The following is a 25497-nucleotide window of genomic DNA, read 5'->3' as shown; positions in this document are numbered from 1 at the left end:
CACGCTCCGGCGGCGCTGCGGGTGATCAGCCTGCGTCGACGGGGTCGTCGGACGACGCTGTCGGTGCGGCTGCGACGGGTCGGTCCGCCGAGGCCCAGGCCTGGAAACCGCCGACGAGGTCGGAGACGTCGGAGAAACCGCGCGCCGACAGCGCGCTCGAGGCGATGGACGACCGGTAGCCGCCCGCGCAGTACACGACGGTGGGAACCGACCGGTCGAGCCCGCCCGGGTCGTCGAGCAGCGTGGCAAGGGGCACCGTTGCCGCGGCGGGGACGGTTCCGCCCTCGAGCTCTCCGGGGTTCCGGAGGTCGATCAGCTGGAGATCGGCGTCGTCGTCGAGGAGCTCCGCCAGCTCTGCGGCCGTGACCCGGGAGCTGCACTCCGCCAGGTCCGCGTGTTCGACGAGTGCCCGGATCGGGTCCTCCAGGTATCCCACGACCGTGTCGAACCCGATACGTCCGAGGCGGACCTTCGCCTCCAGCTCGGTGCCCGGATCACCGACGAGGACGATCGGCTGACCGGGCCGCGCCACGTCGCCGGCGTACTCGGCGAAGCGCCCGCCGAGCCCGACGTTGACCGAGCCCGGGAGGTGGCCGGCCGCGAACTCCATCTGGTCCCGCGTGTCGACCACCACTGCCCCGTCCGCCTGGTACGAGAGAACGCCTTCGAGGTCGAGAGCCGGTGGTGGTTCCGCCTCGGCCATGAGGTCGTGCGTTGCCTTGTTGGCGTCGGCGGCGAACGAGAAGTAGAGCGGTGCCACGCCCTGGCCCTGCGTGACGACCTCCACGAAGTCGTCCTCGCTCATCGGCGCGAGCGCGTAGTTGGTGCGCTTCTGCTCCCCGATCGTCGACTGCGTCTCTGTCGAGAGGTTCTTGCCGCATGCCGACCCCGCCCCGTGCGCCGGGAACACACGTGTCTCGTCGGGGAGGATGAGGAGCTTGTCGTGGAGTGAGTGGTAGAGGCGCCGCGCCAGGTCGTCGGCGCTCACACCCGAGGACGCGAGCAGGTCGGGCCGGCCGACGTCGCCGACGAAGAGCGTGTCGCCGGTGAGCACGCCGTAGGGCGTCCCCGTGCTCTGCTCGGTGTCCCACACGACGATGCTGATCGACTCGGGCGTGTGACCGGGCGTCGCGAGGACCTCGAGAGTGACCCGGCCGAGGTCGATCCGTTGCCCGTCGGCCAGGGGCTCGAAGTCGAAGTCGGCCCGCGCGGCCTCGCCGAAGCCGATCGTCGCACCGGTGGCATCGGCGAGCTCGAGGTGCCCCGAGAGGAAGTCGGCGTGGAAGTGGGTTTCCAGGACCCACTCGATCGTGAGCCCCTCGGCCTCGGCGTCGCGCAGGTACTCCGAGACGTCCCGTTGCGGGTCGACGACAGCGGCCCGTCCCGTCGTCGTGTCGCCGACGAGGTAGGAGGCGTGGGACAGGCAGTCCAGGTAGTACTGCGTGACGTGCACGCGCTCATCGTGGCACGCCGGCGCGGCACCGGCCCGGGCGGGACCCGGGGCCCGATTTCTGGAACACTGGCCCGAACAGCGCAGGTCGGACATCGGGGGCAGGGATGCCGAGGTTTCGGGTACGGACGTTGTGCGCTCTCGTGGCGGTGCTGGCCCTTACGGCCGCGGCGTGCGACAGCGACGGCAACGGGGAGGGCGACGGCAGCGAACCGGCGGAGTCGACGACCACGACCACCGCTGCGGCCCTCCCGGACCCGATCGCGGACCAGACGCCCCCGGTCGGCACGAACGGCATCGCCGACCCGGGTGACGGCACCTTCTGGATCGCGGACCTGAACGGGAGCCAGGTGCTGCGCGTCGACGCCTCGAGCGGCGCGATCCTCGCCCGCTACGGGGCGGCCGAGGGCGTCAACTCCCCCGACGACGTCGCCGTCGCCGACGACGGGTCCGTCTACTACACGGGCCTGGGTGCGGGAGAGGTGGGTCGCATCGATCCCGACGGCACGGTCGAGGTCGTCGCCGAGGTCCCCGTGGGCGTCAACCCGATCGCCTTCACCGACGACGGTCGCCTCTTCGTGGGCCTGGAGAAGGACGCTCCCGAGGACGCGGTCTACGAGATCGACATCACGGGCGACACAGAGCCGCGCCTCGTGGGCAGCGACCTCGGCCGTGTGAACGCCTTTGCGTTCGGTCCCGACGGGCTCCTCTACGGCCCGGGCTTCGGTCTCGACGGTGCGGGCACGCTGCGCCGCATCGACGTGGAGACCGGTGAGAGCACGGTCGTCACGGACGGCTTCGGGTTCCCCGTGTCGGTCCGCTTCGGCGACGACGGCACCGCCTACGTGCTCCAGACCGCACAGCCGACGCTGTGGAGCGTGGACATCGAGACAGGGGAGAAGACCGAGGTCGGCACGCCCACCACGGAGCTCGTCGACAACTTCACACTCACCGACGACGGCTTCGCCGTCACGGCGTTCAACGCGCCGACGGTCACGCTCATGTCCTCGGACGGCTCCGTGACCGGCACGCTGACCATCGGCACTCCCACCTGACGCCCCACCCAGGTGACGCGAGACGACCCCGGCCCTCGGGGGAGGTCCGGGGTCGCCCGGGGGGATCGGGAGGACCGCTCAGACCACGGCGCCCAGTCCGAGGTCGGCCTCGATTCCGGCCCGCGGTTTGGCGCCGACCGACACGGCGGCCATCTGCCCGTCCTTGAACAGGCCGATGGTCGGGATGCTCTGGATCCGGTAGTTCATGGCCGTGTTCTGTGCGGCGTCGACGTCGACCTTCACGACCTTCACGTCGTCGCGGTCGGCGGCGAGCGACTCGAGCTCGGGGGCGACCATGCGGCACGGGCCGCACCACTCGGCCCAGAAGTCCACGATCACGGGAACGTCGCTGTCGAGGACCTCCGCAGCGAAGGTTGAGTCGTCGACGTTGATGATGTCGGGCATCGGGGACCTCGGGTCGGTTGTCGGGGGGTCGACACAGGGAACAGCATTCTCCCCTCGTGTATTCCCGACCCGTCAGATCACCGAGCCCTCGGAGCCCTCGTCGGTGACCACGGGCATGCCCTCCGCCTCCCACGACTGCATACCGCCCTCGAGGTTGTAGGCGTCGAAGCCCCACTCCGTGAGGGTGGCGGTTGCCTCAGCCGAGCGCCCTCCCGACCGGCAGATGCACAGGATCCGGAGGTTGACCGGGAGGTCGAAGCGGTGGCTCTCGAGTGACCCGAGCGGGACGTGGTGGGCGTCGGGCGCGTGACCGGCGGCCCACTCGTCGGGCTCGCGCACGTCGAGCAGCCAGGTGTCGGCCGGCTCGGAGCGGTACTCGGCCGGGCGCACCGACGGAACACCGGAGCGGTTGATGAGTCCCATGAATGCCTTTCGGGAAGTGGTTCGCCTGCAGGCTATTCCGAGGGGGCCGTCCGCCGGGACCCGCCACGCCGCTTTGCCGACCGGCTCGGTGTCCTGCGACCCTAGAGCGTGCCTCCCAGCCGCAAAGCCGTCGAGGTCGACGGCCTCGTCCGGAGATTCGGCGACTTCACGGCCGTCGACGGGATCTCCTTCGACGTCGAGCCCGGTGAGCTGTTCGGTTTCCTCGGTCCCAACGGCGCCGGGAAGACGACGTCCATCTCGATCCTGTGCACCCTGCTCAACCCGAGTGGAGGCTCGGCCCGTGTCGCCGGCTACGACGTCGTGGATCAGCGCGACGAGGTCCGCACCAACATCGGACTCGTGTTCCAGGAGATCACCCTCGACGACTACCTCACCGGCGAGGAGAACCTGCGTTTCCACGCCGTGCTCTACGGCCTGCGCCGTGAGCAGATCGAGGAGAGGATGCCGCCGCTTCTCGAGATGGTGGGCCTCACCGACTGGGTCGACAAGCAGGTGCGCTTCTACTCCGGAGGGATGCAGCGCCGCCTCGAGATCGCCCGGGGGCTCCTCCACGCGCCGAAGGTCCTCTTCCTCGACGAGCCGACGATCGGCCTCGACCCGCAGACCCGCTCACACATCTGGGACTACGTCGACCAGTTGCGCCGGCGCGAGTCGACGACGCTCTTCCTCACGACGCACTACATGGACGAGGCGGAGCGCTGCGACCGCATCGCCATCATCGACCGCGGTTCCATCGTCGCGATCGACACACCCGACAACCTGAAGGCCTCCGTCGGCACCGACACCGTCACGATCACCACCGACGACGAGGACGATGCCCGGCGGGTGATCGCCCGCGAGCTCGGCGTCGACGGAGAGCCCTGTACGGAGGGGCTGCGCCTCCAGGTGCCCGAAGGTGAGAAGTTCGTCCCGCGACTCTTCCAGACTCCCGGGATCGGCGTGCAGTCCGTCGCGGTGCGCCGTCCGAGTCTCGACGACGTCTTCATCAAGTACACCGGTCGGGACCTGCGCGACGCGGAGTCCGACGCGACCGAGCAGCTCAAGTCCAACTCCATGGTGCAGGCATTCCGGAAGCGCTGACCGATGGCCGACACCGTTCTCGCCGCCGACACCCCGCGCACGACATCGCCACGCAACGGCCGCCTCCTGCACAACGCACGGACCGTCTACATGGTCTGGTACCGGGAGCTCATCCGCTTCCTGCGCTCCCCCGCCCGCATCATCTCCGGGCTCGCACAGCCGATCCTGTTCCTGATCGTGCTCGGCGCCGGCCTCAACCCACTCGTGGGCGACAGCTCGTCGGGTGTCACCTACCAGGAGTTCATCTTCCCCGGCGTGTTGGCGATGTCGGTCCTCTTCTCCAGCCTCTTCTCGGCGATCTCCATCGTGTGGGACCGGGAGTTCGGCTTCTTGCGGGAGATGCTGGTGGCGCCGGTGTCGCGCACGAGCCTCGTGCTCGGCAAGGCGGCCGGCGGCGGTGTCGTCGCCGTCATGCAGGGCGTCATCCTCCTCATCCTGGCGCCGTTCATCGACGTGAGCCTCGACGTGTGGCAGATCCTCGGCGTGTTCGGGCTCCTGCTCGTCCTGTCGTTCGCGCTCGTGGCGTTCGGCATCGTGCTGGCGAGCCGCATGCAACGCATGGAGAGCTTCCAGATGGTGATGGCGCTCGTCGTCAACCCGATGCTGTTCCTGTCGGGTGCGCTCTTCCCGCTCAACGACCTGCCGACCTGGCTGGCGGTCCTCACGCGCCTCAACCCCGCCACCTACGGAGTCGACGCCATCCGTCAGGTGATGATCCCGAGCACCCCGCCGGTCACGCTGAACGGCTGGCCGGTTCCGATCTGGCTCGACGTCGTGATCGTCCTCGGGATGGGCGTGATCATGCTCGGCCTCGGTGTCCGCTCGTTCCGCAAGGTCGACTGAGCCGAGGGTCAGCGGCGCAGGTATCCTGCGCCGCCCGAGGCGTGGCCCAGCGGCCCGGCGCCGAAGGCGCCGAGAGCGGCAAGAACTGAGCCGAGGGTCAGCGGCGCAGGTATCCTGCGCCGCCCGAGGCGTGGCCCAGCGGCCCGGCGCCGAAGGCGCCGAGAGCGGCAAGCACTAACCACCCTCGGTGAGTTGACCACCGAGGCGCATCAGTTCCGGTATCACGTCGGCGTCCTGGTTGTTGGCGGCCTCCTCCAGGTCGGCGGGTGCCATCCGGGTGAACACGATGCCCGACGACGGGTACCCGACGCTGACCTGCCCACCGAGACCCTGGGCCGAGAACATGTCCTCCGGGGCGCCCGGTGTCGGTACGCCGTCGCCCTCGGGCTTGCCGGCCAGCGTGCTCGGCTCGACCCAGTGCCCGGGCCGGTTCAGCCAGAAGAGGAATCCGTAGCCCGAGTTGAGGGGTGTGGGCGTGAGTGACTCCTCGACGTACTCGCTCGACACGACCGTGTCACCGTCCCACTGGCCGTCGCGCAACCAGAGGTAGCCGAAGCGCGCCAGATCGCGACAGCTCATCTGTGCATTGAAGAAGACGTTGGTGTTGCCGGCGGGGTCGTGGCCCATCTCGGCGTCCATGCCCGTGGGGCCGAACAGGTACTCGTCGGCGAAAGCGGCGACGTCGGTTCCCGTCGCCGTCTTTACCACGGCGTCGAGGACCTGGATGGCCGCGTTGTTGTACTCCCACTCGGTGCCGGGCGGGAACTGCTGACCCAGATCGACGGCGAGCTCCGTCTTGTCCTCCGCCTGGATCCCCATACGCACGTAGTCGGTCACGAAGTCCCACTCCCTCCCCGAGTCGTTGCTCAGGATGTTGCGGATGGTGACGTCTTCGCTGTCGGTGCCCTGCCACTCGGTGACGTAGTCGGACACCCGGTCGTCGATGTCGAGCGCGCCCTGGTCCTGGGCGATCCCCACGAGCGCGGACGTGACCGACTTCGTCGCCGAGAAGATCTCACCCTGCGTCGAGGCGTCGGTGCCCCTCCAGTACCACTCGCCGACCAGCTCGCCGTCGCGGGTGACGACGAGACAGCTCGACCCGCCGGACTCCGCGGCGTCGGCCATCTCCTGGAGGACCGCCGGGTCGACGCCGGCGTCCTCCGGCGTGACCTCCGTCCACGTGGCGCCCGGGTAGACGAACTCCCCGTCGGTCGTCGCTTCCTGTTCGCCCGACGGGGTCGTCTGTTTGTCGCTCCCCGTGCTGTCGGACCCGCCCCCGGAACTGCAGGCCGTGGCGATGAGCGCCATGGCCAGGACGGCCGCGGGAACGAGCAGCTCGCGACGCCGGCGCGCAGGCCGCCGAGGGTGGGCGTCGGTGGGTTGGTGGGTCGCGGTCAACTCGCCTCCACCGTCAGTTGCCGACCGGGAGCTCGGCGGCCAGCCTCTGGAGCTCGGTCACGGGGTCGGGCACACCCGGAACGGGCGTCGGGCTCGTGGGGCCCATCCGTGAGAACACGATGCCCGACGAGGGGTAGCCGACGCTCACCTGTCCGCCGAGACCCGAGACGCGGAAGATGTCCTCGGGCACACCCTCGGTCGGGATGCCGTCGCCTTCGTCCTTCGTGTTGTCGGAACGGCCCGCGCCGACCCAGTGGCCCGGCCGGTTGAGCCAGATCAGATAGCCGTACTGTGAGTTCGTGGGTGTCGGCGTGACCGACGCCTCCACGTATTCGGACGACACGACCTGCTCGCCGTCCCACTCGCCGTCGCGCAGCCAGAGGTAGCCGAAGCGGGCGAGGCTCTCGCAGTTCGACGAGACGTTGAAGTACATGACCGCGTTGCCCACCTCGTCGTACCCGAACTCGGCGTCCATCCCTGTGGGACCGAACAGGTACTGCTGGGCGTACTCGCCCGGGTTCATGCCTGTGGCCTGCTCGAGCACCTCGTCGAGCGTCTGGATGGCCGCGTTGTTGTACTCCCACTCGGTGCCGGGTGGGAACTGCTGGTCGAGGTCGATCGCGAACTGCGTCATGTCGTCGGCATTGGTCATCTCGATGTAGTCGGTCGTGAAGTCCCAGTAGCGCCCCGAGTCGTTGCTGAGAAGGTTCTCGATCGTGACGTCTTCGCTGTCGGTGCCCTGCCACTCGGTGATGTAGTCGGACGCAGGCTCTGTGATGTCGAGCTCGCCGCGGTCGTGGGCGATCCCGACGAGCGCCGCGGTGATCGACTTGGTGGCGGAGAAGAGCTCGCGAGGTGTCGATGCGTCGGTGTCGTCCCAGTACCACTCGCCGACGAGCTCACCGTCGCGTGTGACGACGAGGCACGTGGAGCCGGCAGCCTTCGCGAGCTCCGCCATCTCCTGGAGGACAGCAGGGTCGACGTCGGCCTCCTCTGGCGTGACCTCCGTCCACGTGGCGCCCGGGTAGACGTACTCCTCGGTCGCGCCCGGCTGGTCGGCCGGCGTGCTCTTCTCGTCGGAGCTCCCGGTGCTGTCGGAATCGCCTCCCGAGTTGCACGCCGCGGCGAGGAGCGCCAGTGCCGCAAGGACGGCGGGAGCGATGAGGAGTCGGCGTCGGTGGTGGGCCGGCCGGCCCCGGGTGTGGGGGCTCCGGTGGGTCGCTTCCATGTCGCCTCCGCGGCTTTTGTCCGAACAGCCTACAAAGCTACACGGCGAGCGCCGACCCCGGCCGTCGGCCGCAGGAACGGGATGGCCGCCGGCGAGGTCAGGCCTCGGCCGCGGCCAGTTGCCGGCGACGGCGCTGTGGAGCGTGGTCCGCGGGATCGGTCTCGTCGATGAAGGACGTGAGCACCTCGACGAAGCGCTCGGGCTGCTCGGCGTGCGGGAAGTGGTTGCAGCCCTCGAAGATCTCGAGCCTGCTCGCAGGCAGCGTCTCGTGCGCCCGGTAGGCGTGGTCGACCGGGATGATGGAGTCCTTCGAGCCCCACACGATCAGTGCGGGCACACCCTCGGCGATGTGGAGCTTGTCGAGGGCCGTGACCGACTGTCCGCCGGGATCGACGACGGCGCGCAGTGTCCGGACGAAGGCGCGGCGGTTGTCGGCGTCGGTGAGCGAGGCGTAGGCGCGCCAGACCTCCTCGACGAACGGCGCCTGCACACCGAAGCCATGGAGAGTCCCCCAGAGGCGGTCACCGGCGGACCGGGCGAAGCCGGGGAACAGCACGGGGAACGCGATCTCCGCACCGGGGACGGTCAGCAGGCGGAGAAGCGGGCTCAGTTCCCGGCCGAGGCCTCCTCCACCCACGACCGCGACACGGTCCGCCATCTCCGGGAACTGGTAGCCGAACTGCATCGCGATCCCACCACCGAGTGACTGCCCGACAACGGTGACGTGGTCGGCCTCGAGCACCAGCAGCAGGTCGCGCAGCGTGTTGGCGAAGGCGCCGAGCGAGTAGTCGCTGTGGGTCTTGGCGGACCGGCCGTGCCCGGGGAGGTCCGGTGCGATGACGGTGAAGCGACTCGCCAGCGCGGGAACGATCGGTGACCACGTTTCGGCGCTCCCGGCCATGCCGTGGACGAGGAGGATCGCCGGCCCCTGCCCCTCGAACGTGTAGCTCAGCTCGTGGCCGTGCAGGTCGACCGTGTGACGTTCCATGCCTGTCCTCCCGGGATCCGGTGGTCCGGCGGCGCGGTCGGACATTAGCCCCCACGGATCGCCCGACGACTCACCCGGACGCGACGCGAGGACGTGCCGGTTGTCACATGCCTGACGGCACAACGGGGCGTCTGCCAGTATGCAGCGGGGGCACACCCATCAGAGACACGATCACGGGAGTCATCGACATGGGACGGGTGCGCTACGACGAGCCGGTCCGGCCGTTCGGCCGGTACGGCTGGCAGACGATCAACGGGTTCCTGGAGAACGAACCGAGCTTCGGGTTCGCCGGCCGGCCCCTCCACGGGATGCAACTCCAGACACAGTGGCTCTACGGCTCGTTCAAGGCCGACGACTCCGACACGTACTACGCCGCCATCAAGCACTACAACCCCGTCAGCTCACTCGCTCTGCTCCTCTACAAGGCCGAGCCGGGCGGCGACTTCGAGTTCGTCAAGGAGGGCAGTCGCGCCTACAGGGGCGGCTGCTTCGGCGGTGAGCGCGCGGGCCGGTGGGGTGTGTGGGACATCGTGAGCGGTCCCGACGACCAGCGCTTCACGCTGAACGTCGGCGAGGACGGCGACACACACTGGCGCGACCGTGGCCTGCTCGACGTGAGTGGCGAGCAGCGCGGGAACCTCATGCAGTCGGTCGTCCTCGACGCCGAGTCGCCGATGGCCTACACGTCGCGTTGCGTCCGCGCGAGCGGAGACGTGATGGGTGATCCCGTCGAGGGTTTCTTCTTCCAGGACTTCCACCACCTCGCTCCGGGACAGGACTGGTTCATCACCGAGTTCTTCCACGGCGTCCAGGGCATCTGGGTCGTCGGCGCCACCGAGTACGAGGACGGCGGCTGGGACGTCACGAACTTCTTCAAGGGCGTCGACGGGTTCGCGTCCGTCCTCGTGCAGCGTTCGAGCGGGGAGCGCTTGGCGGCGACCGACCTGGAGGTGGAGGTCGACGTCGACGACGAGGGTTTCGTGTCGTCGGCGCGCTTCCTCGTCGACGACGACCAGACGTGGCAGTGGGCGCCGCGCAACGACGACGGCACACCGCGCATGCCGCCGCAGGCACTTCCCGGCGCCCCTGCATGGAACGAGGGGGTCGTGACACGGGTGGGCGAGAACCGCCCCTGGGCCCACAGCGAGGCCTGGATGGAGATCTACCAGCCCACTCTCGAGAAGATCACCTGACGCGACGCGTCAGGCCTTGGGGGTGATGAGCCGCCCGCGTACCCTGGGTGACGGTCGATCGCTGACCGCCGTCGAACGACCGAGGAGACACCCATGCCCGAACGCACGAGCTACCCCGCCGGTACCCCGTCGTACGTCGACCTGTCGACCACCGACCCCGAGGCGGCCCGGGCCTTCTACGGAGCGCTCTTCGGATGGGAGTACGAGATCGCCAGCGGGCCCCAGGAGGGCGGGTACGCCTCGGCGATGAAGAACCAGAAGATGGTGGCGGGGATCTTCCAGCAGCAGAAGGAGCACGCCGACATGGGGATGCCCCCGGCGTGGAACACCTACGTCACCGTCGACGACGTCGACGCCACCGCCGGGAGGGTCACGTCGGCCGGCGGACAGGTCCTGGCTCCTCCCTTCGACGTCATGGACGCAGGGCGGATGACCGTCACGATGGACCCGACCGGTGCCGCTCTTTGTTTCTGGCAGCCCAAGGGGGGCATCGGTTCCGAGCTCGTCAACGAGCACGGCACGCTCACGTGGAACGAGCTCGTGACGCCCGACGTCGACACGGCGGTTGCGTACTACGGCGATCTCCTCGGCTGGGGGACCGAGGCCATGGACATGGGCGATTTCACCTACACGGTGTGGACCCTCGGCGGTTCGCACGTCGGCGGCGCCATGCCGCCACCGATGGAGGGGATCCCGCCGCACTGGGCCGTCTACTTCGCCGTCGACGACTGCGACGGGACCGTCGAGACCGCGAAGGCCAACGGAGCCACGGCCCTCACCGAGCCGATGGACTCGCCGCCGGGGCGCATGTGCGCGCTCGTGGACCCACAGGGCGCTGCGTTCCACGTCATCCAGCTGGCCGAGCCCCCCACCGAGTAGCCGGCCGGAAGATCGAACCGGGCCCGAGCCCCGGGTGTGCCGTGGCGGCGTGTCCGGGCTCGCCGGCCGCTCTAGCCTGCACTCACGGACATCCCGATCCCGAGGAGTGAACATGCGCCGATACCGGTTCCTGATCCTGGCCCTCGTCGGCGTCCTCGCGTTCGCCGCGTGCAGCAGCGACAGCGACGACAACTCGAACGGTGACACGACCACGACGGGCGAGACGGCGGCCGAGGGTGACGTCGCCGACAGCGAGATGACGGTTGAGGTCGTCGACTCGTCGGAATTCGGGGAGATCCTGGCGACGAGTGAGGGCTTCACGCTCTACGCCTTCACGCCCGACGAGGCCGAGGGCAAGCCGACGTGCACGGACTCGTGCGCGTCCACGTGGCCGCCGTTCGCCGACAGCGGCAACAACGCCCCCGAGCCGTGGGGCGACGCCGACTTCGGCAGCGTCGACAACCCCGACGGCTCGGTCCAGGTCACCTACAAGGGCCTACCCCTCTACACCTACAGCGGTGACAGCAGCCCCGGCGAGACCAACGGCCAGGGTGTCGGCGGCCAGTGGTTCGTCGTCGGCCAGGACGGCATCGTCGGCGGCTGACCGACCCGGTCATCGACGTGGGCAGCGGGGGCGACGCGATGAGGGTGACGCGGCGCGGCTTCCTCGGGGGCCTGGGCGCCGTCGGCCTCGTGGCGTGCACGGGTGGCTCGCAGGACTCGCAGGAGAGGTCGGCCACCACCACCACGCTCGATCTTCCTGATCCACCTGCGCTCCCCGACGACCCGTTCACCCTCGGCGTGGCGTCGGGCGACCCGCTTCCCGACTCCGTGGTGCTGTGGACCCGCCTCGCCCCCGACCCCGTGGCCGGCGGAATGCCCGACACCGACGTCCCGGTCGTGTGGGAGGTGGCCGCCGACGAGAAGTTCGACGACGTCGTGGCATCCGGCGGCGAGATCACGGGACCGCTCGTTGCCCACTCCGTACACGTCGACGTGCGCGGTCTCGATCCGGCAACGGACTACTGGTACCGGTTCACCGTCGGCGACCACGAGAGTCCGGTGGGGAGAACCCGAACGGCGCCGGCACCGGACGCGTCACCCGACCGGATCGCGTTCGCCGTGGCGAGCTGCAACGCCTACCAGTCCGGCTACTTCACCGCCTACCGCCACATGGCCGACGAGGACCTCGACGTCGTCGTCTTCCTGGGTGACTACATCTACGAGCTCGAGGCGTCGGTCGACGCCCGTCCGCACGGCATGGACATCCCCCGCGGCCTCGAGGGGTACCGCTCCTACTACGGCCTGTACAAGACCGACACCGACCTCCAGGCCGCCCATGCCGCCTTCCCGTGGATCGTCACGTGGGACGACCACGAGGTGGAGGACAACTACGCCGGCCTCGAGCCCGGCGAGGTGAGCACCAAACTGTTCGACGACGCCGTCGAGACGTTCCCGGAGCGCCGGGCCGCGGCCTATCGGGCGTTCTGGGAGCACATGCCGCTCCGGGCGGAGCCGACGATGGGTGAGTCGCTCCGGCTCTACCGCGACTTCCGTTTCGGGGACCTGCTCGAGCTCCCCGTGCTGGACGCTCGTCAGTACAAGTCGCCCGTCGTCGAGGGCGAGGGCGCGGGCGGTCTGCCCCGGGGTGCGGGTGGAGGGCCGCTGCTCGACGGCGCGTTCGACGAGTCACGGTCGATGCTCGGCGAGGAGCAGGAGGAGTGGCTCGAGGAGATCCTCGTCGACTCCGACGCGCGGTGGAAGGTGCTGGCCCAGCCGTCGGTGATGGCCGAGATGGACCGGATGCCGGACGACCCGTCGATCGGCTTCTCCATGGACGCCTGGGACGGATACATCGCCAACCGCAACCGCCTCCTCGGTCTCGTCGCCGACGAGGGCATCGGCAACGTCGTGTCGGTGGGTGGCGACATCCACACGAGCGCCGTCACCGACCTGCGCGCCGACTACCAGGACCCGACCTCATCGCTCGTGGGCTCGGAGTTCGTCGGGACCTCGATCTCGGCCATCGAACTTCTCCCCGACGGTTTCGCACAGGCGACCCTCACCCAGGACCACGTGCACCTCTACGACCCCGACCGGCGCGGCTACATGCGCGTCGAGGTGGCGCCCGATGAGCTCGGTGTCACATACCGGTACGTGTCGGACACCGGGACACCCGACGGCACAATCGCCGATGGGACTCGCTGGGTGGTGGCCGACGGTGTACCGGGAGCACGCCCCGCCTGAGGTCGCACGTGCAGGCCGCGCTACAGGTCGGATGTGCGCCTGCCGATCCCACCGGATGAACGCACAGCGCCGTAGCCTTGTCGGCGCTCCGAGACCCGATCACCGAGGGCGTCGTGCTCGAAGCCACCCGCGGAAGGCCGATGTCGCGTACCCGTCGGGGCGCGCGCGTTCTCGTGCCCGCCCTTGCGCTCCTGATGGTGGCCGCCGGGTGCGGCATCGCACGTCCGATCCCGCCCGTCTACGAGCCTCCCGCCGGCACCGAGACGTCGACTGTGCTCCTGTTCGGTGACTCGCTGCTCGACCAGTCCGATGACGAGATCATCAGCCAGTCGGCGGCGTTCGGTCTCCCCTTCGAGTTCGTCGACGAGGCCATCGGCGGGCGGGGTCTGCTGTCGATGTGGAACTTCACCGATCCCCCGCGGGAGTCCCTCCAGGGCTACCTCGCCGAGTACGAGCCCGACTACGTCGTGTTCGAGTTCGCGGGGAACTACCAGCAGGTCCTGGCGGCGCCCGGCTACGAGAACATCGTGCATGGATCGGACGAGTTCTACGCCGCCTGGCTCGAGATGTACGAGTGGATGATGGCCGACATCGTCGCGGCCGGTGCCGTCCCGATCACCGTGATCCCTCCACCGATGGGTCCCGGTAGCCACGAGGAGGAGGTCCGCAACGCCCTTGTCGACCTCTACGCGGAGGCGGCGCCCGCCAACGGCAGCGAGGTCGTCGACTGGAGTGAGGCGCTCTCGGCACGCGACTGCATCGTGTGGATCCAGACCCGCAATGGCCTGCAGAGTATTCCGATCTGTTACGCCGACGAGCTGCGCTACGAGGGCGACATCGTGAACTACACCGTCCGGACGACGGACCGGCTCCACCTCGCGGAGCACGGGATCGTCCGGGCGGCGCGCTGGACCGTCGCGGGGCTCAGCGCGCAGCTCACCTGACAGCGGGCGGGCCTAGCCTCGGCCCTGCTACTGGATGCCGGCCACCTGCGCATCGGATCGGTCCTCCTGGGCACGGGAGAAGGCTGCGTAGCTCTCGTCGGCGACGGCGCACAGGGCGTTGACGTCGTCGGCCAGGGGCACCAGGTGCGTGAGCGTCGTGTTGCGCTCATAGGCCGCCAGGACCCGCTGGAGGAGATCGTTGCTGACCTCGAGGCAGCGGCGCGTCTTGTCGGCAGCGTCGGTCGCGAGGATGGCCCTCAACGCCGCCGCCCCGGAGTCGCTGCGAGCGGACTCGAGGTCCCGGGTCGCGGCGACGAGGCGTTCCTCGGCCGCCGCCATGTCGTCACGGAGTGTCGGGACGGCGTCCTCGAGCGACTCGGCGTCCTGAGCGGTCACGCTCAGCTGGGCGGCGAGCTCATCGGCATCGCCCTCGGCCTCGACCGCCCGCTGCTCCCAGTCGTCGCGCGCCTCCCTCGCCGACACGAGCGCCACGAGTAGGGCCGCCACGACCGGCAGGAGCGTGAGAAGCCCGAGGGCCAGGGGCCACCGGCGGGGGCCCGGCGCGGAACCTGCCGGCTCTGGGAACGGATCCACCGGCTCCACGTAGGGGACGTCACCGGGCGCGGTGGGCGGCCCGTCGCCGGTGTCGGCGTGCCACGACCCGCCGGCGGCGTCATGGCCGGGATCGGTGAACGCTGCGCTGTCGTCTGGTTCGGCGGGGTACCCGTCGGACTCCATCACCACTCCTCGTGGGCGATTCCTTACATGTCTACCCGCTGAGTGACGAAATGGCCAGCCTGGGTGCCTTTGCCCCCTCCAGAGGCGGTTCCGCGGAACCGGCTTATCCACAGGTGACGGTCCCGCGGGACCGTCGAGGCCCGTCGTCAGGGCCTCGGGGGAGTCCCCGCGCACGCGCACGGCGACGCCGTGCAGCGTGGGCAGCCGTTCGCGTAGCGCTGCGCCGCCTCGTCGAGCGAGAGGCCGAGTTGCGCCGCCAGGGAGGCCAGCCACGCCTGGACGTCACCCAGCTCGTGGAGCTGGTCCTCCGGCGTGCCCTTGCGGACGGCCCGGGCGAGCTCTCCGAGCTCTTCGGTCAGCCACGCCACCGTGGCTTCGACGCCGCGCGCCCGGTCCCGCTCGCCGTAGATGGCGACCATCAACTCCTGGAACTCATCGATCCGCATGGCGAACAGTCAAGCACCGGACGAGGCGAGTCGAACTCCACGTATCCCGATCCCCGGAGATCGACGACGTGGTAGCAAGGCTCCGTGATTCTCGACCTGGAGTCAGACCACGAACTCAGGTCGTCTGCTTTCGCCTTTCTCAGAGCTGCTCAGCTTCGGACGGGAGGCCCCGTCCGATTGGGAGATGTCTCGACGTTCGAGTTCAGGGGTGAACGGATTTCGCTCCTCGATCCCCAGCGCGGCATCAGGAGCCCTCGACAGTTGGAGACGGCGCTCTCATTCAGAACGCGCTTTGCGGATCGGCCCGAGGCGAGACCCTACGACGATTCCCCAGGTCCCGACGGCTACTTGCGCTACAAGTGGCGCGGTACGAATCCCGCACAGGCAGAGAATCGGGCAATGCGCCGATCACTCGAGCTCGGTCTACCCATGATCTGGTTTCAAGGGATCGCATCGGGCCTCTACCTCCCGATCTTCCCCGTGTGGGCCCTGGAGGAAGAGCCGAGTGCGTGCCAGTTCGTCATCGCACTCGACGAGCTGCAGATCGAGAGGTGGAAGCGGGCGGAATCGGATGTCACGCCACTCGATCGCACGTACGCCGATGAGATCGCGAGGCGTCGCCTACACCAGCCGGTGTTCAGAGCTCGCGTGCTCGACGCGTACGGATCGCGTTGTTCTATTTGTCGACTTCGACACAACGAGCTCCTGGACGCCGCCCACATCCGGTCGGATGCTGATGGCGGTCAACCAGTTGTCCCCAACGGTCTCGCGCTCTGCAAGATTCATCACGCCGCATTCGACGCCGAGCTCCTTGGAATCAGTCCCGACTACGAGGTCGTGATACGACCCGACGTTCTGGGCGAGACGGATGGCCCGACCCTCCGGCATGCGCTGCAAGGAATGCACGAGACGCTGATCGCGGTTCCGAAGAAGAAGGCCGCCCAGCCCGACCGCGAGCTTCTCGCGGAGCGTTTCGATTCGTTCAGGAAAGCCGGGTAGGCGACAGCGACGCGGTGACGGTTCCTCGCGCGGCGGCGAGGTCGCGGATCGACCGCGTCTCGGCGCCGTCTTCGCTCAGGAAGAGGAAGCGGCATTCGGTGACGTCTTGGCCGGTGGCCTGGGAGACGGCGAGGGCGTAGCTGGCGCCCTGGAGGCGGTAGCGCTCCAGCTTGGCGTCGAGGTCCTCCTCGGTGCGCCAGGCGTCGGTCTTGTAGTCGACGACGACGAGCCCGTCGTCGGTGCGGTAGATCAGGTCGACGTACCCCTCGAGGATCCGGTCACCGACGGGCGTCGCCACGTAGGTCTCCCGCCAGAACCGGCCCGACGCCGCTTCCTTCACGGTGTCGCTCTCCAACGCCGAGCGGGCGAGGGCTGTGACGCGTTCCTCATGGCCGACCACGCCCTCGGCGGCGGCCTGGGCGGCGGCGGTCTCCTCCAGGCCGGCACCGGTGCGGAGGTCGATCGTCTGGAGCACCGCGTGGACGGCCCGACCGATGGACGTTCCGTACCGACCCTTCATCCACGGTGGTAGCTCCAGGTCGCGGGCGTTCTTCTTCAACCCGGGGTCGTCGTCCGCCGGGGGCGCCTCCGTGGCCTCCCTGGCCTCCTCGGCGGCCTGCTGCTCCGCGGCCTGTCGGGCGATGGTCGTGGCGGCGATCGTGCGGGGCACCTCCCCGCGGGCCAGGACCTGCTTCAGCTCGGCCTCCCACGTGTTGCGGTCGGGGAACTCAGCCGACTCCCGCGGCTCGGCGATCGGGATGTCGGACTCCACAGCGTCGAGCTCCACGGCGTGTGGCGCGTCGGTCGATCCCTTGCAGAGAAGCTCGGCGGCGGTCAGCGACTGCTCGTCGGCGTCGCCCTTGCGTTCCTTGCGGTGAAACGACACCACCAGGTGGTCGCGTGCCCGGGTGGCCGCCACGTAGAGCAAGCGCAGTTTCTCGTGGTGGTCCATCTGCTCGTCGAGTGGCTGGAAGCGCGTGAACTCCTCGGTGGCGATCGAGTTGGTGAGCCGCAGCCCGTACCCGCCGTCGCGGGGCCACGTGATCTTCACGCCGCCCTTGCGCCCGCCGGGTCGTGTGCTCATCCCCGACAGGATCGTGATGGGGAACTCGAGGCCTTTCGCCCCGTGGACCGTCATGATGCGTACCGAGTCGTCGTCGGTCTCGGGGAGCACCGTCTCCACGACGCGGGCCCCGTCGTCGCTCTGGAGACGTGTCCACTCGAGGAACTCGCGCAGGCCGCCGCCCTGCGCCTCCCCGAAGGCGCGCGCCTGGTCGATCACGAACCGGACGCGCCGCCACAGGTCGCGTGGTCGTCCCTGTGCGAATCCCAGCTCCATGAGACGCCGGTCTCTCACGATCGTGGCCAGCAGTTCACTCGGCGACATCCACACCCGACGCTCGTGGAGGTCCGCGAGGTAGCGCATCGCCTGTCCGACCGGGTGATCGCCGGGAAGCCCGTCAGGCAGGGGAGCCTGGTGGTTGAAGACGCCGTCGTGATCGTGTCGGAAGGTGAACAGGTCGTCGTCTGCGCACCCGAGGATCGGGGAGCGAAGGGCGGTGGCCAGCGACAACTGATCGGTCGGGTCGTCGATCGCCCGCACGGTGGACAGGAGCTCACGGATCTCGCGGGTGGCGTAGACGAGCGAGGACGACTCGGCGCGGTAGGGGATCCCGGCGTCGTCGAGAGCCATCTCGAGGGCGGAGAGCGACGTGCGTGTGGGCAGGAGGATCGTGATGTCGCCCAACCGGGCCGGGCGCCAGATCTGCTCCTCGTTCTCATCGAGGCCGTCACCGACGGACCACTCCTCCGCGATGGCCGTGCGGATGGTTGCCACGACGTCGTCGGCCTCGAACTCGCGCAGCGGATCCGCCCTCGTGTCGGAGTCGTGGGCCGCGGCGCCGAGGATCGTGACGGCCGGCCCTTCCTCCGCTGCCTCGCGGACCGGGTCGAGACTCTCGTACTCGGGCTGCGAATCGGGCTCGGGTCGGATCAGCGTCGTGAAGGTCGCGTTGACCCACTCGATGATCGGACGCGTCGTCCTCCAGTTCTTCGTGAGCGACAGCCGCGTTCCGCCGAGAGAGTCGCGGGCCTCGAGGAACATCGCGATGTCGGCACGGCGGAAGCGGTAGATCGACTGTTTAGGGTCGCCCACGAGGAACAGGCGCCCCGGTTCGACGTCGACGTCGCTCCACCGCTTCGACCCGGCGTCGGGGTCGCCCGACGCCAGCTGCACCGCGAGGTCGATCTGGATCGGGTCGGTGTCCTGGAACTCGTCGAGGAGCAGTCGCGTGTAGCGGGACCGCAGCCTCTGTCGCACGGTCCACCCGTGCTCCGGGTCGCGCAGCAGACGGCGGGCGTGCACGAGCAGGTCGTGGAACTCGAGGCGCCCGGCACGTCGCCGCTCCTCCGCCTCGTCGAGCGTGAAGCGCCCGATCTCGGCGGCGATGCGCTTGGCTGCGCCCTCGGCAATCGCGTCGAGCGCCCGGCGACGCTTCTCCTCCATCTGCCCGAGGTCGGCCTTGATCTCCGCCAGGCACCCCTCCGGCCAGTTGCCCTTGCGGCCGTTCCCGAAGGTGAGCCTCGCGAGAGAAGACACGACTCGCAGGGTCTCGACCTCGTCGCCCTCCTGTGCGGCAGCGTTGACCTCGGCGCACCAGTCGACGACCTTGTCGAGGTGCCCGGCCATCAGGTCGTCGTCGGCCGTGCAGTGGTCGCGTCGCTCGCAGAGCGTCACGACGTCGTCGATGAGTGCCGACAGGTTCACCGCCGGTGGGTCGGGCTCGTCGCCCACGCGCTCCTCGACGAGGTCCCAGTTGGCGTTGAACTGGCCCGCCACGTCGCGGAAACGCTCGATCGTGCCGCCTGTCGCCAGCGTGAGGAGCAGGGCACGCTCGATGTCCGGGTCGACGAGCAGCCTGTCGACGAAACGGCGCCACCGGTCGTCGAAGGCCACCTGTGAGCTGATCTCGTCGAGGATCTCGACGCCGGGCGGCAGACCCGCCTCGATCGGGTGCTCGATGAGCAGGCGCTGGGCGAAGGCGTGCAGGGTGGAGATCGCGGCCGAGTCGAGCTCGTCGAGCGCCTCGCGGCACCGTTCCCGCTGTTCGTCTGACAACCCGGGATCTGCCGCACCCTTCTCGAGCTCCTTGCGGATCCTGTCGCGCAGCTCCGAGGCCGCCTTCTCGGTGAACGTGATGGCAGCGATCTCGCGCATCGGCGTGCGGTGCTCCGGATCGTCGGAAGTGACGAGCGCCACGACACGGTCCACGAGGGAGTTCGTCTTGCCCGATCCGGCGCCGGCCTCTGCGAACAGGGTCTGGTCCAGGCGCGACGTGATGGCGCTGCGGGCCTCCTCGTCGTCGGTGACCAGGACCGGTTCAGCCATCGTCGTCCCCGGGCTCCGGCAGCGCCTCGGGCTCGGCGAGCTCCGTGAAGACCCTCACCGCAGGGTCGAGCCGCTTGCGGGTCCACTCGCGGTACCGGTCGTGGGTCTCGAGACCGTCGGGGTCGCACCACGGGCACGAGATCCAGCCCTTCCAGCTCGTGGGCTCGTCGGGGTGGGCGGGGAACACGCCCGCCGAGATGCCGTCGGTGATGGTGGCCAGCGCCACGAGGAACTCCTGGTACACGTGCGGGGAGTAGTCGTAGCCGACGAGTGTGAACTCCCCCTTGGAGCTCACGAACCAGTAGTCGGCACGCACAGGTGTGGCGTCGTCGCCGAAGGCCCGCTGCGCGGCGAGCGCGTAGACGGGTAGCTGGAGCTTCGTGCCCCGCACGGTCGGCTCGGTCTCGTCGAGATCCTTGAACGCGCGCGTGCTGCCGGTCTTGTAGTCGACGACCGCCACGGCGCCGTCGTCGGTCACGTCGACGCGGTCGGCACTGCCACGGAACCGCAGCACTGTGCCGTCACCGAGTGGGAAGACGACCGGCTCGTCCCCGTCGGCGAGGCCGAAACCGAGTTCCGCGGCGACAGGAGTGAGCCGGAGTTGCGCGCGGCGCTGTTCGTCCTCGTCGAGGAAGCGGTCGAGGTCGCGCAGCATGCGACGCTTCGTGCCCCGCCACAGGAGCGGCCGTCCGGTGAGGCCCTGCTCCTCGAACTCGGTGCATGTGCCGTGGGCTATCTCGTGCAGGCGTGCGCGCCGCTCCGCGGACCACGGCTCACCGGGACTCGGGACGTCGTCGGAATCGAGGACCTCGGAGAGGAAGCGGTCGAGTGTGCGGTGCACGACGTTGCCGAGTTCGACGGGTGCGATGTCGAGCCGCTCCTCGGGATCGTCGGGCTCCTCCATCCCGAGGACCGTCTCCATGAAGTACCGGTGCGGGCACGACGCCCACTTCTCGAGACGCGTCGGGGAGGTGACCGTCTCGCCGACGTTCGGCCCCTGGACCGGGAGATCCCCCAGATTGCCGTCGTAGCGCGTGAAGCGGGAGGAGCGGCGCGCCAGGACCATCCGCAGGCCCGCGGCGATGGCGGCGTCGTCGGAGGCGAGCGGGTGGTCGGAGAGCCGCCCACCGGTACGTGTGTGGTCGAGGAGGACCCGGAGGTCGTACTCCTGGACCGTGGCGGGAAACCGCAGCCGGCTGAGCCCGCCCACGAACGACTCGACCTGGGTGAGCCAGGGGAGCTCGGACGCGGGCAGACCGTCGATGTCGTCGGCGTAGAGGCGGTCGCCGCCGTGCAGCGCCTCCACCGTGTCGAGCCAGAACCGTGACGGCATCCGCTCGGTGGAGCGCCGCAGGTCGCCGCGGGGGAAGCAGAGCACCGACTCGCCGGCCGCGGCCAGAACCGCCAGAAGCGCCCGGTGGTCGTCGTCGGACCGTGAACCGCGCAGCTGGAGTGCTCCGCCCGTCGCCTCCCGCTCGAGGTCGGGCAGGAGAGAGTCTTCGCGGTGGCGGGCCGGGAACGTTCCCTCGGCGAGACCGAGCACGATCACCCGATCGAGTTCGAGGCCGAGCCCGGCGGGGACTCGGCCCATCAGGAGCCCGTCGCCGAAGTGCCCCACGCGACCCAGACCGGCGTCGAGCTCCATCTCGAGGGTGCGGCGGAAGACCGGGAGTGTGGGCGCCTCCTCGAGCTCGTCGAGCCCGGCCAGCCGGTCGAGGGCCCGCTCGATCTGCTCGGCCGCGTCGACCTCGTGCTCGGGCCAGTGACGCCGGTGCCGCTCGTCGCCCAGCAGGTCGTGCAGGAGCTGGTGGGCCCATGCCGCCTTGTCGGCCCACGAGGGTGGGAGCTGACCCGCATCGAGCTGTGCGGCGAGGTGCTCGACGAAGTCGCGCAGGCCGCTCGTGTGGCGGATGTCGCGTGTGAGCCGCTCGACGCGCGACTCGTGCTCCTGGCGATGGGCCTCGGTGTCGGGGTCGGTCTCCGCCTCGAGTCGGCTCTCCCGCTCGGAGATGCGACGGTCGAGCCTGTGGCGCCACTCCTCGATCCCACGCACGACACCGGCGCGACGGCTGATCCTCTCCCATGAAGCGGACGGCACCGGCCGTCCGTCGACGCCGCGTACAGGTGCGGAGGTGACGAGGGCCATCACGTCCTGGCGTCGAAACGCGTGGTCGGGTAGCGCCAGAGCCCCGAGCAGGGTCCGCCCGACGAGGCTCTCCCGGAGCGTTCGCACAGAGGCGCCGTTGTGGATGATGCCGGCGGCCTCGAGCTGCTCGTGGACGATCCGTGCGTAGGGCTCGTCGGATCCGTACAGCACCGCCATCCGCTCCAGCGGCACGCCGTCGCGCAGGCCCTCGACGACGAGCCGGATCGCGGAGCGGACCTCGTCGTCGGCGTCCGACACGCTCATCAGACTCGTGCCGTGGGCAGGTGCGACGCCGCTGCTGGGCGCACCGACCCCGAGACGGTCGAGTGTGGACACGACGGTGGCGTCGGCACGTTCGACGCCGGTGAGACCGGTGACGACCGTGACGGGTGCGTGCTCGGAGACAGCGCGGAGCAGACGAGCCTGGGGCTGCGACATCCGTTGCGGAAGGTGGACGACGACCGCACCGAGGTCGGCCAGGACAGGGGAGCCCTCCCCGAGCGCCTCGACCGCCGCGTCCATCAGGTCGTGCTCGTCGTACCAGTCGGAGCTCAGCCCCGTGCGCGTGGCGCGGTGGATGCGGACGACGTCAGCGGCACGCTGCGACTGTCCGGCGAGCAGGTCGAGTTGGCCGGAGTCGAGGTCGGAGAGCTCCCGGTGGGCCCGGACGAGCGATTCCTCGGTGGTGGGGTGCTCGGCCACCTCGGCGAACATTCCGGCGTCGCTCGTCAGCACAGTCCGGATCGCGGCTGCGATCACGGGTGTGGACACGGGTCGGCGGTGTGCAGCGGCGAGGCGGGGTGCACCGAGCATCTCGGCGACCCGGTAGAGCGTGAGGAGGCTGATCCCGACGATGCCCGAGCCGGCGGTCGTGACGTCACCCTCCCGTCCCTCGGCGAGCATGCGGCGGGTCGCGACGCCGACGTAGTTGGTGGGTACGACGATGCTGACGGGCGCGAGCGGGTCATCGGCCTTGGCATCGGCCACGACCTCGTGCAGCGTTGCCGACGCCGGCCGCCCGTAGGAGGTGGTGATCAGCTCGATGGGCATCGCCCCGGATCGTAGGCGCCGCCCGGGACACTGACGGCGTGTCCGACAGCGCACCGCCCGGCGGTGCCTAACCTTCCGGCATGGTGCCTGACGCCGGGGGTCGACCACTGAGCCAGGCGGTCGCGGAGCGGCTGCTGCGCCTGGCCGCCTACCTGCGCCACAACGCCTCCGACGGACGGTCCGTCACCCTGGAGCACATCACCGCCGACCTGCCCGACTACGCCGACGGCACCTACGAGGGGACGCGTAAGAAGCTGCGGCGTGACCTGACGTCGCTCGAGGACTCGTTCCGGATCCGGGTCGACGTCGACGAGGAGGGCAACTACTCGCTACCCCGACCGTTCCTCACGTCGGAGGAGCGGCGAGCACTCTTCGCTGCTGCGGCCGCCGTCCACATCGACGACGACCTCGAGTTGCACCCCGGTGAGCTCTCGGCGGGTGTCGACTCACGGGACGCGTCGGTGTGGCTCCACCTCCACGGTCTCGTTGGTGCCCTCACCGGGGCCATCGCGGCGCGCCGACCGGTCGAGTTCGTGCACGACGGGGTGCCACGTTCGGTCGAGCCGTGGGCCCTGGGCCACTGGCGACGGCGCTGGTACCTCGTCGGCTACGACCGCGACCGTGAGGACATCCGGCGTTTCCGCCTCGACCGGATCGAGGTCACGGACGACGACGGCGGTGTCACGGTCGGCCCGGGCGGTGGGTACGTCGTGCCCGACGAGTTCGATCCTGCGAAGGCCTTCGACCTCCACCCCGATGCATGGGGCCACGACCCGCCTGTCCGTGCCCGGATCCTCGCCGACCGCGAGATCGCGGGCGCCCTCGCCACCCGCCTCCAGGGCGCCGTCACCGGCGAGGAGGACGGCCGGGCCCTCGTGGAGGCCGAGGTCCGACACTACGAGGCGTTCGTCGACACGGTGCTGGTTGCCGGTACGTGCGCCACCGTCGTGGGGCCCCCGGCCCTGGTCGACGCTCTTCGCTCACACCTCGAGGCGGCGGTCGGCACGTGAGTCCCGTGGGTGGCGCCCGACGCTTCGACGCGGTGCTCGGCGCGCTGGCATTGGCCGAGGAGCAGGGTGCGGTGAGCCTCGACGACGCGGCCGACGCGGTCGGTGTGAGTGCCGACACCCTGCACGCGCTCCTCGAGCCGGTGCTCTACCTCGACTTCCGGCTCACACCCCGCGGCGGGCGAATCGGTGAGCAGATCAACGAGTCGCGTGCGTTCCTCCTCACCGAGGACGGGACACTCGTGGTCGAGGAGGACAACTGGCTGCGCAACCTCGTGACGGAGCCCCCCGAACGCGACCTGGTCCTGCACCTGCTCACGGCAGGACTCGCGTACCGGGCGAGCACGTTCGCGCAGCGACGCGAGCTCGACCGCGCGCTCGACAGGCTCTCCGACGCGCTCGGTGCAGCGGTCCATGTGGCGGTCGACACGCCACCGGCACTCGGAGTCGCCCGCGAGGCGGCGACGCGCCGGCGCACGCTGAGGTTCTCCTACGTGAAGGCGGGTCTCGCCGAACCGTCGGAGCGCGAGGTCGAGCCACACCGCGTGTTCTGCAACTGGGGCAACTGGTACGTGTTCGGGCCGGAGGTCGGCGGTGGGGAGCCCAAGTACTTCCGTGTCGACCGCATGACCGACGCCGAGGTGGCCGACGGGACCTTCCCGGATCCACCCGACGTGGAGCTTCCCGACTTCTTCGACCTGTCCGACCACGCCGTCGACGTCGACCTGCGGGTGCCGCGCTCCGCCCTCCGGATGCTCGACGCCGACTACCTGATCCGGCAGACCACTGATGTGGAGCAGCAGCCTCACCTCGTCGACGTCTCGCTGACCGTGTACGGCGCGGCGACTCTCGACCACCTCCTGTTGCGCCTGCCGGGCGGCTCCTCGGTGACCGCACCCCACGAGCTGGCGCAGCGTCGCGACGCCCTCGCCCGGGAGGTTCTCGCTCTCTACGCCTGATCGGGGCGTCGGGGATCGCGCCACATCGTGCGCATGACGGGGACGCCGCCACCGAGATGGACCTCGTCGCGGATCCCGAAGCCGTGTCGGGCGTAGAAGGGCTCGTTGACCGGGTTCGACGACTCGAGGTAGCAGGGGAGGCCCTCGGCGTCGGCGCGGTTGGTCATCGCCGTCAGGAGGCGTGCGCCGAGCCCCTCCCCCTGCCGGGTGGGGAGGGTGCCGATGGAATCGAGGTAGTAGTGCGGTTCGAGGGGATGGACCGCCTCGATCTTGCGGAGCACGCTGAGGCCGGGGCTGGGCCCGAACGCCCGCAGGCCCGGCCACAGGAGTCGCAGCGTGTCGGGAAACCGCAGCTTCCACCTGTCGACTCCGCGCCAGATGGCGACGGCGGCTGCCTCGGCGCCCACGAACACGAGGTGGTCGTCGCGACGGAACTCGGCGCCGAGATCGGCGTGGAAGTAGTTGCGCAGCAGCCGTTGGCGGTGGGGGACGTCGCGCAGCAGGTACGACATGACCGGGTCGGTCACGAAAGCCGCACCGAGGGTGCCGGCCGCTGCGGAGCGGTCGCCTTTCGTTGCTCGGCGCACCTCGGTCACTGTGTCTGGGGCTT

Annotated in this window: 22 protein-coding genes; 11 read left to right on the top strand and 11 right to left on the bottom strand. The window is 69.7% G+C overall.

Going from position 1 to position 25497, the window contains the following annotated elements:
- Positions 1 to 25: 25 nt before the first annotated feature.
- On the bottom strand, positions 26 to 1453 hold the full coding sequence (locus R3A49_09720; protein ID MEZ5171008.1) for a rhodanese-like domain-containing protein: 1428 nt from the start codon (positions 1451 to 1453) through the stop codon (positions 26 to 28).
- Positions 1454 to 1557: 104 nt separating this feature from the next.
- On the opposite strand from R3A49_09720, the gene R3A49_09715 reads away from it, so the two are divergent.
- Complete coding sequence (locus tag R3A49_09715) at positions 1558 to 2505, top strand: hypothetical protein (GenBank protein ID MEZ5171007.1); 948 nt, start codon at positions 1558 to 1560, stop codon at positions 2503 to 2505.
- A gap of 78 nt (positions 2506 to 2583) precedes the next feature.
- On the opposite strand, the gene trxA is transcribed toward R3A49_09715, so the two are convergent.
- A complete protein-coding gene (trxA, locus tag R3A49_09710; protein ID MEZ5171006.1) occupies positions 2584 to 2910 on the bottom strand; it encodes a thioredoxin in 327 nt (108 codons plus the stop codon).
- Between the two features lie 72 nt (positions 2911 to 2982).
- Positions 2983 to 3333, bottom strand: a complete 351-nt coding sequence (locus tag R3A49_09705) for a rhodanese-like domain-containing protein (protein MEZ5171005.1) — start codon at positions 3331 to 3333, stop codon at positions 2983 to 2985.
- A gap of 108 nt (positions 3334 to 3441) precedes the next feature.
- Here R3A49_09705 and R3A49_09700 point away from each other — a divergent pair, with 108 nt between their 5' ends.
- Together R3A49_09700 and R3A49_09695 are read left to right on the top strand one after the other, a co-directional pair.
- Entirely contained in the window at positions 3442 to 4434 is a 993-nt protein-coding gene (locus R3A49_09700) for an ATP-binding cassette domain-containing protein (protein MEZ5171004.1), read from the top strand.
- A 3-nt stretch (positions 4435 to 4437) separates the two neighbouring features.
- On the top strand, positions 4438 to 5277 hold the full coding sequence (locus R3A49_09695; GenBank protein MEZ5171003.1) for an ABC transporter permease: 840 nt from the start codon (positions 4438 to 4440) through the stop codon (positions 5275 to 5277).
- Positions 5278 to 5451: 174 nt separating this feature from the next.
- Here the strand turns inward: R3A49_09695 and R3A49_09690 are convergent, their stop codons facing one another.
- From R3A49_09690 to R3A49_09680, 3 genes are all read right to left on the bottom strand, one after another.
- Positions 5452 to 6675, bottom strand: coding sequence for a serine hydrolase domain-containing protein (locus tag R3A49_09690; GenBank protein MEZ5171002.1), 1224 nt, complete (start codon positions 6673 to 6675; stop codon positions 5452 to 5454).
- 13 nt (positions 6676 to 6688) lie between these two features.
- Positions 6689 to 7903: a serine hydrolase gene (locus R3A49_09685; protein ID MEZ5171001.1), complete on the bottom strand. Its 1215-nt coding sequence runs from the start codon at positions 7901 to 7903 to the stop codon at positions 6689 to 6691.
- A gap of 97 nt (positions 7904 to 8000) precedes the next feature.
- The gene (locus tag R3A49_09680) at positions 8001 to 8891 is read right to left on the bottom strand and encodes an alpha/beta fold hydrolase (protein MEZ5171000.1); all 891 of its coding nucleotides are present in this window, start codon (positions 8889 to 8891) and stop codon (positions 8001 to 8003) included.
- 188 nt (positions 8892 to 9079) lie between these two features.
- On the opposite strand from R3A49_09680, the gene R3A49_09675 reads away from it, so the two are divergent.
- The 5 genes from R3A49_09675 (at position 9080) to R3A49_09655 (ending at position 14154) form a co-directional block, all read left to right on the top strand.
- Positions 9080 to 10084, top strand: a complete 1005-nt coding sequence (locus R3A49_09675; protein ID MEZ5170999.1) for a hypothetical protein — start codon at positions 9080 to 9082, stop codon at positions 10082 to 10084.
- 93 nt (positions 10085 to 10177) lie between these two features.
- Entirely contained in the window at positions 10178 to 10963 is a 786-nt protein-coding gene (locus R3A49_09670) for a VOC family protein (GenBank protein ID MEZ5170998.1), read from the top strand.
- Positions 10964 to 11075: 112 nt separating this feature from the next.
- Positions 11076 to 11567, top strand: a complete 492-nt coding sequence (locus R3A49_09665) for a hypothetical protein (protein MEZ5170997.1) — start codon at positions 11076 to 11078, stop codon at positions 11565 to 11567.
- Positions 11568 to 11605: 38 nt separating this feature from the next.
- Complete coding sequence (locus R3A49_09660; GenBank protein MEZ5170996.1) at positions 11606 to 13210, top strand: alkaline phosphatase D family protein; 1605 nt, start codon at positions 11606 to 11608, stop codon at positions 13208 to 13210.
- A 77-nt stretch (positions 13211 to 13287) separates the two neighbouring features.
- Entirely contained in the window at positions 13288 to 14154 is an 867-nt protein-coding gene (locus R3A49_09655; GenBank protein ID MEZ5170995.1) for an SGNH/GDSL hydrolase family protein, read from the top strand.
- Between the two features lie 27 nt (positions 14155 to 14181).
- Here R3A49_09655 and R3A49_09650 read toward each other — a convergent pair whose 3' ends face one another.
- The gene (locus tag R3A49_09650; GenBank protein MEZ5170994.1) at positions 14182 to 14892 is read right to left on the bottom strand and encodes a hypothetical protein; all 711 of its coding nucleotides are present in this window, start codon (positions 14890 to 14892) and stop codon (positions 14182 to 14184) included.
- A 146-nt stretch (positions 14893 to 15038) separates the two neighbouring features.
- Positions 15039 to 15338, bottom strand: coding sequence for a MazG nucleotide pyrophosphohydrolase domain-containing protein (locus tag R3A49_09645; protein MEZ5170993.1), 300 nt, complete (start codon positions 15336 to 15338; stop codon positions 15039 to 15041).
- Positions 15339 to 15422: 84 nt separating this feature from the next.
- On the opposite strand from R3A49_09645, the gene R3A49_09640 reads away from it, so the two are divergent.
- Positions 15423 to 16337 (top strand): HNH endonuclease, encoded by a 915-nt coding sequence (locus tag R3A49_09640; protein MEZ5170992.1) that lies wholly within the window; start codon positions 15423 to 15425, stop codon positions 16335 to 16337.
- Here the strand turns inward: R3A49_09640 and R3A49_09635 are convergent.
- Together R3A49_09635 and R3A49_09630 are read right to left on the bottom strand one after the other, a co-directional pair.
- Positions 16321 to 19725 carry a UvrD-helicase domain-containing protein gene (locus R3A49_09635; protein ID MEZ5170991.1) on the bottom strand — a complete coding sequence of 1135 codons (3405 nt, stop codon included), beginning with the start codon at positions 19723 to 19725 and terminating at the stop codon, positions 16321 to 16323. The two genes, R3A49_09640 and R3A49_09635, sit on opposite strands and share 17 nt — an antisense overlap.
- Entirely contained in the window at positions 19718 to 22921 is a 3204-nt protein-coding gene (locus tag R3A49_09630) for a PD-(D/E)XK nuclease family protein (protein MEZ5170990.1), read from the bottom strand. The genes R3A49_09635 and R3A49_09630 overlap by 8 nt, the downstream gene beginning before the upstream one ends.
- Before the next feature lie 80 nt (positions 22922 to 23001).
- Between R3A49_09630 and R3A49_09625 the strand changes: the two genes are divergently transcribed.
- Entirely contained in the window at positions 23002 to 23931 is a 930-nt protein-coding gene (locus tag R3A49_09625) for a WYL domain-containing protein (protein MEZ5170989.1), read from the top strand.
- Positions 23928 to 24887 (top strand): WYL domain-containing protein, encoded by a 960-nt coding sequence (locus R3A49_09620; protein MEZ5170988.1) that lies wholly within the window; start codon positions 23928 to 23930, stop codon positions 24885 to 24887. The genes R3A49_09625 and R3A49_09620 overlap by 4 nt, the downstream gene beginning before the upstream one ends.
- Here R3A49_09620 and R3A49_09615 read toward each other — a convergent pair.
- Complete coding sequence (locus R3A49_09615) at positions 24878 to 25474, bottom strand: GNAT family N-acetyltransferase (GenBank protein ID MEZ5170987.1); 597 nt, start codon at positions 25472 to 25474, stop codon at positions 24878 to 24880. The genes R3A49_09620 and R3A49_09615 overlap by 10 nt on opposite strands.
- Between the last annotated feature and the right edge of the window lie 23 nt (positions 25475 to 25497).

It is taken from the genome of Acidimicrobiia bacterium (assembly GCA_041394025.1).
GTDB lineage: Bacteria > Actinomycetota > Acidimicrobiia > IMCC26256 > JAOSJL01 > JAOSJL01.
This window is presented reverse-complemented; position numbering and strand designations above follow the sequence as displayed.

Excerpts from the sequence above, each read along its gene's own strand:
- R3A49_09715 (MEZ5171007.1), top strand. The coding sequence starts at position 1,558 with ATGCCGAGGTTTCGGGTACGGACGTTGTGCGCTCTCGTGGCGGTGCTG.
- trxA (MEZ5171006.1), bottom strand. The coding sequence starts at position 2,910 with ATGCCCGACATCATCAACGTCGACGACTCAACCTTCGCTGCGGAGGTC.
- R3A49_09705 (MEZ5171005.1), bottom strand. The coding sequence starts at position 3,333 with ATGGGACTCATCAACCGCTCCGGTGTTCCGTCGGTGCGCCCGGCCGAG.
- R3A49_09695 (MEZ5171003.1), top strand. The coding sequence starts at position 4,438 with ATGGCCGACACCGTTCTCGCCGCCGACACCCCGCGCACGACATCGCCA.
- R3A49_09685 (MEZ5171001.1), bottom strand. The coding sequence starts at position 7,903 with ATGGAAGCGACCCACCGGAGCCCCCACACCCGGGGCCGGCCGGCCCAC.
- R3A49_09680 (MEZ5171000.1), bottom strand. The coding sequence starts at position 8,891 with ATGGAACGTCACACGGTCGACCTGCACGGCCACGAGCTGAGCTACACG.
- R3A49_09675 (MEZ5170999.1), top strand. The coding sequence starts at position 9,080 with ATGGGACGGGTGCGCTACGACGAGCCGGTCCGGCCGTTCGGCCGGTAC.
- R3A49_09670 (MEZ5170998.1), top strand. The coding sequence starts at position 10,178 with ATGCCCGAACGCACGAGCTACCCCGCCGGTACCCCGTCGTACGTCGAC.
- R3A49_09665 (MEZ5170997.1), top strand. The coding sequence starts at position 11,076 with ATGCGCCGATACCGGTTCCTGATCCTGGCCCTCGTCGGCGTCCTCGCG.
- R3A49_09660 (MEZ5170996.1), top strand. The coding sequence starts at position 11,606 with ATGAGGGTGACGCGGCGCGGCTTCCTCGGGGGCCTGGGCGCCGTCGGC.
- R3A49_09650 (MEZ5170994.1), bottom strand. The coding sequence starts at position 14,892 with ATGGAGTCCGACGGGTACCCCGCCGAACCAGACGACAGCGCAGCGTTC.
- R3A49_09645 (MEZ5170993.1), bottom strand. The coding sequence starts at position 15,338 with ATGCGGATCGATGAGTTCCAGGAGTTGATGGTCGCCATCTACGGCGAG.
- R3A49_09635 (MEZ5170991.1), bottom strand. The coding sequence starts at position 19,725 with ATGGCTGAACCGGTCCTGGTCACCGACGACGAGGAGGCCCGCAGCGCC.
- R3A49_09630 (MEZ5170990.1), bottom strand. The coding sequence starts at position 22,921 with ATGCCCATCGAGCTGATCACCACCTCCTACGGGCGGCCGGCGTCGGCA.
- R3A49_09625 (MEZ5170989.1), top strand. The coding sequence starts at position 23,002 with ATGGTGCCTGACGCCGGGGGTCGACCACTGAGCCAGGCGGTCGCGGAG.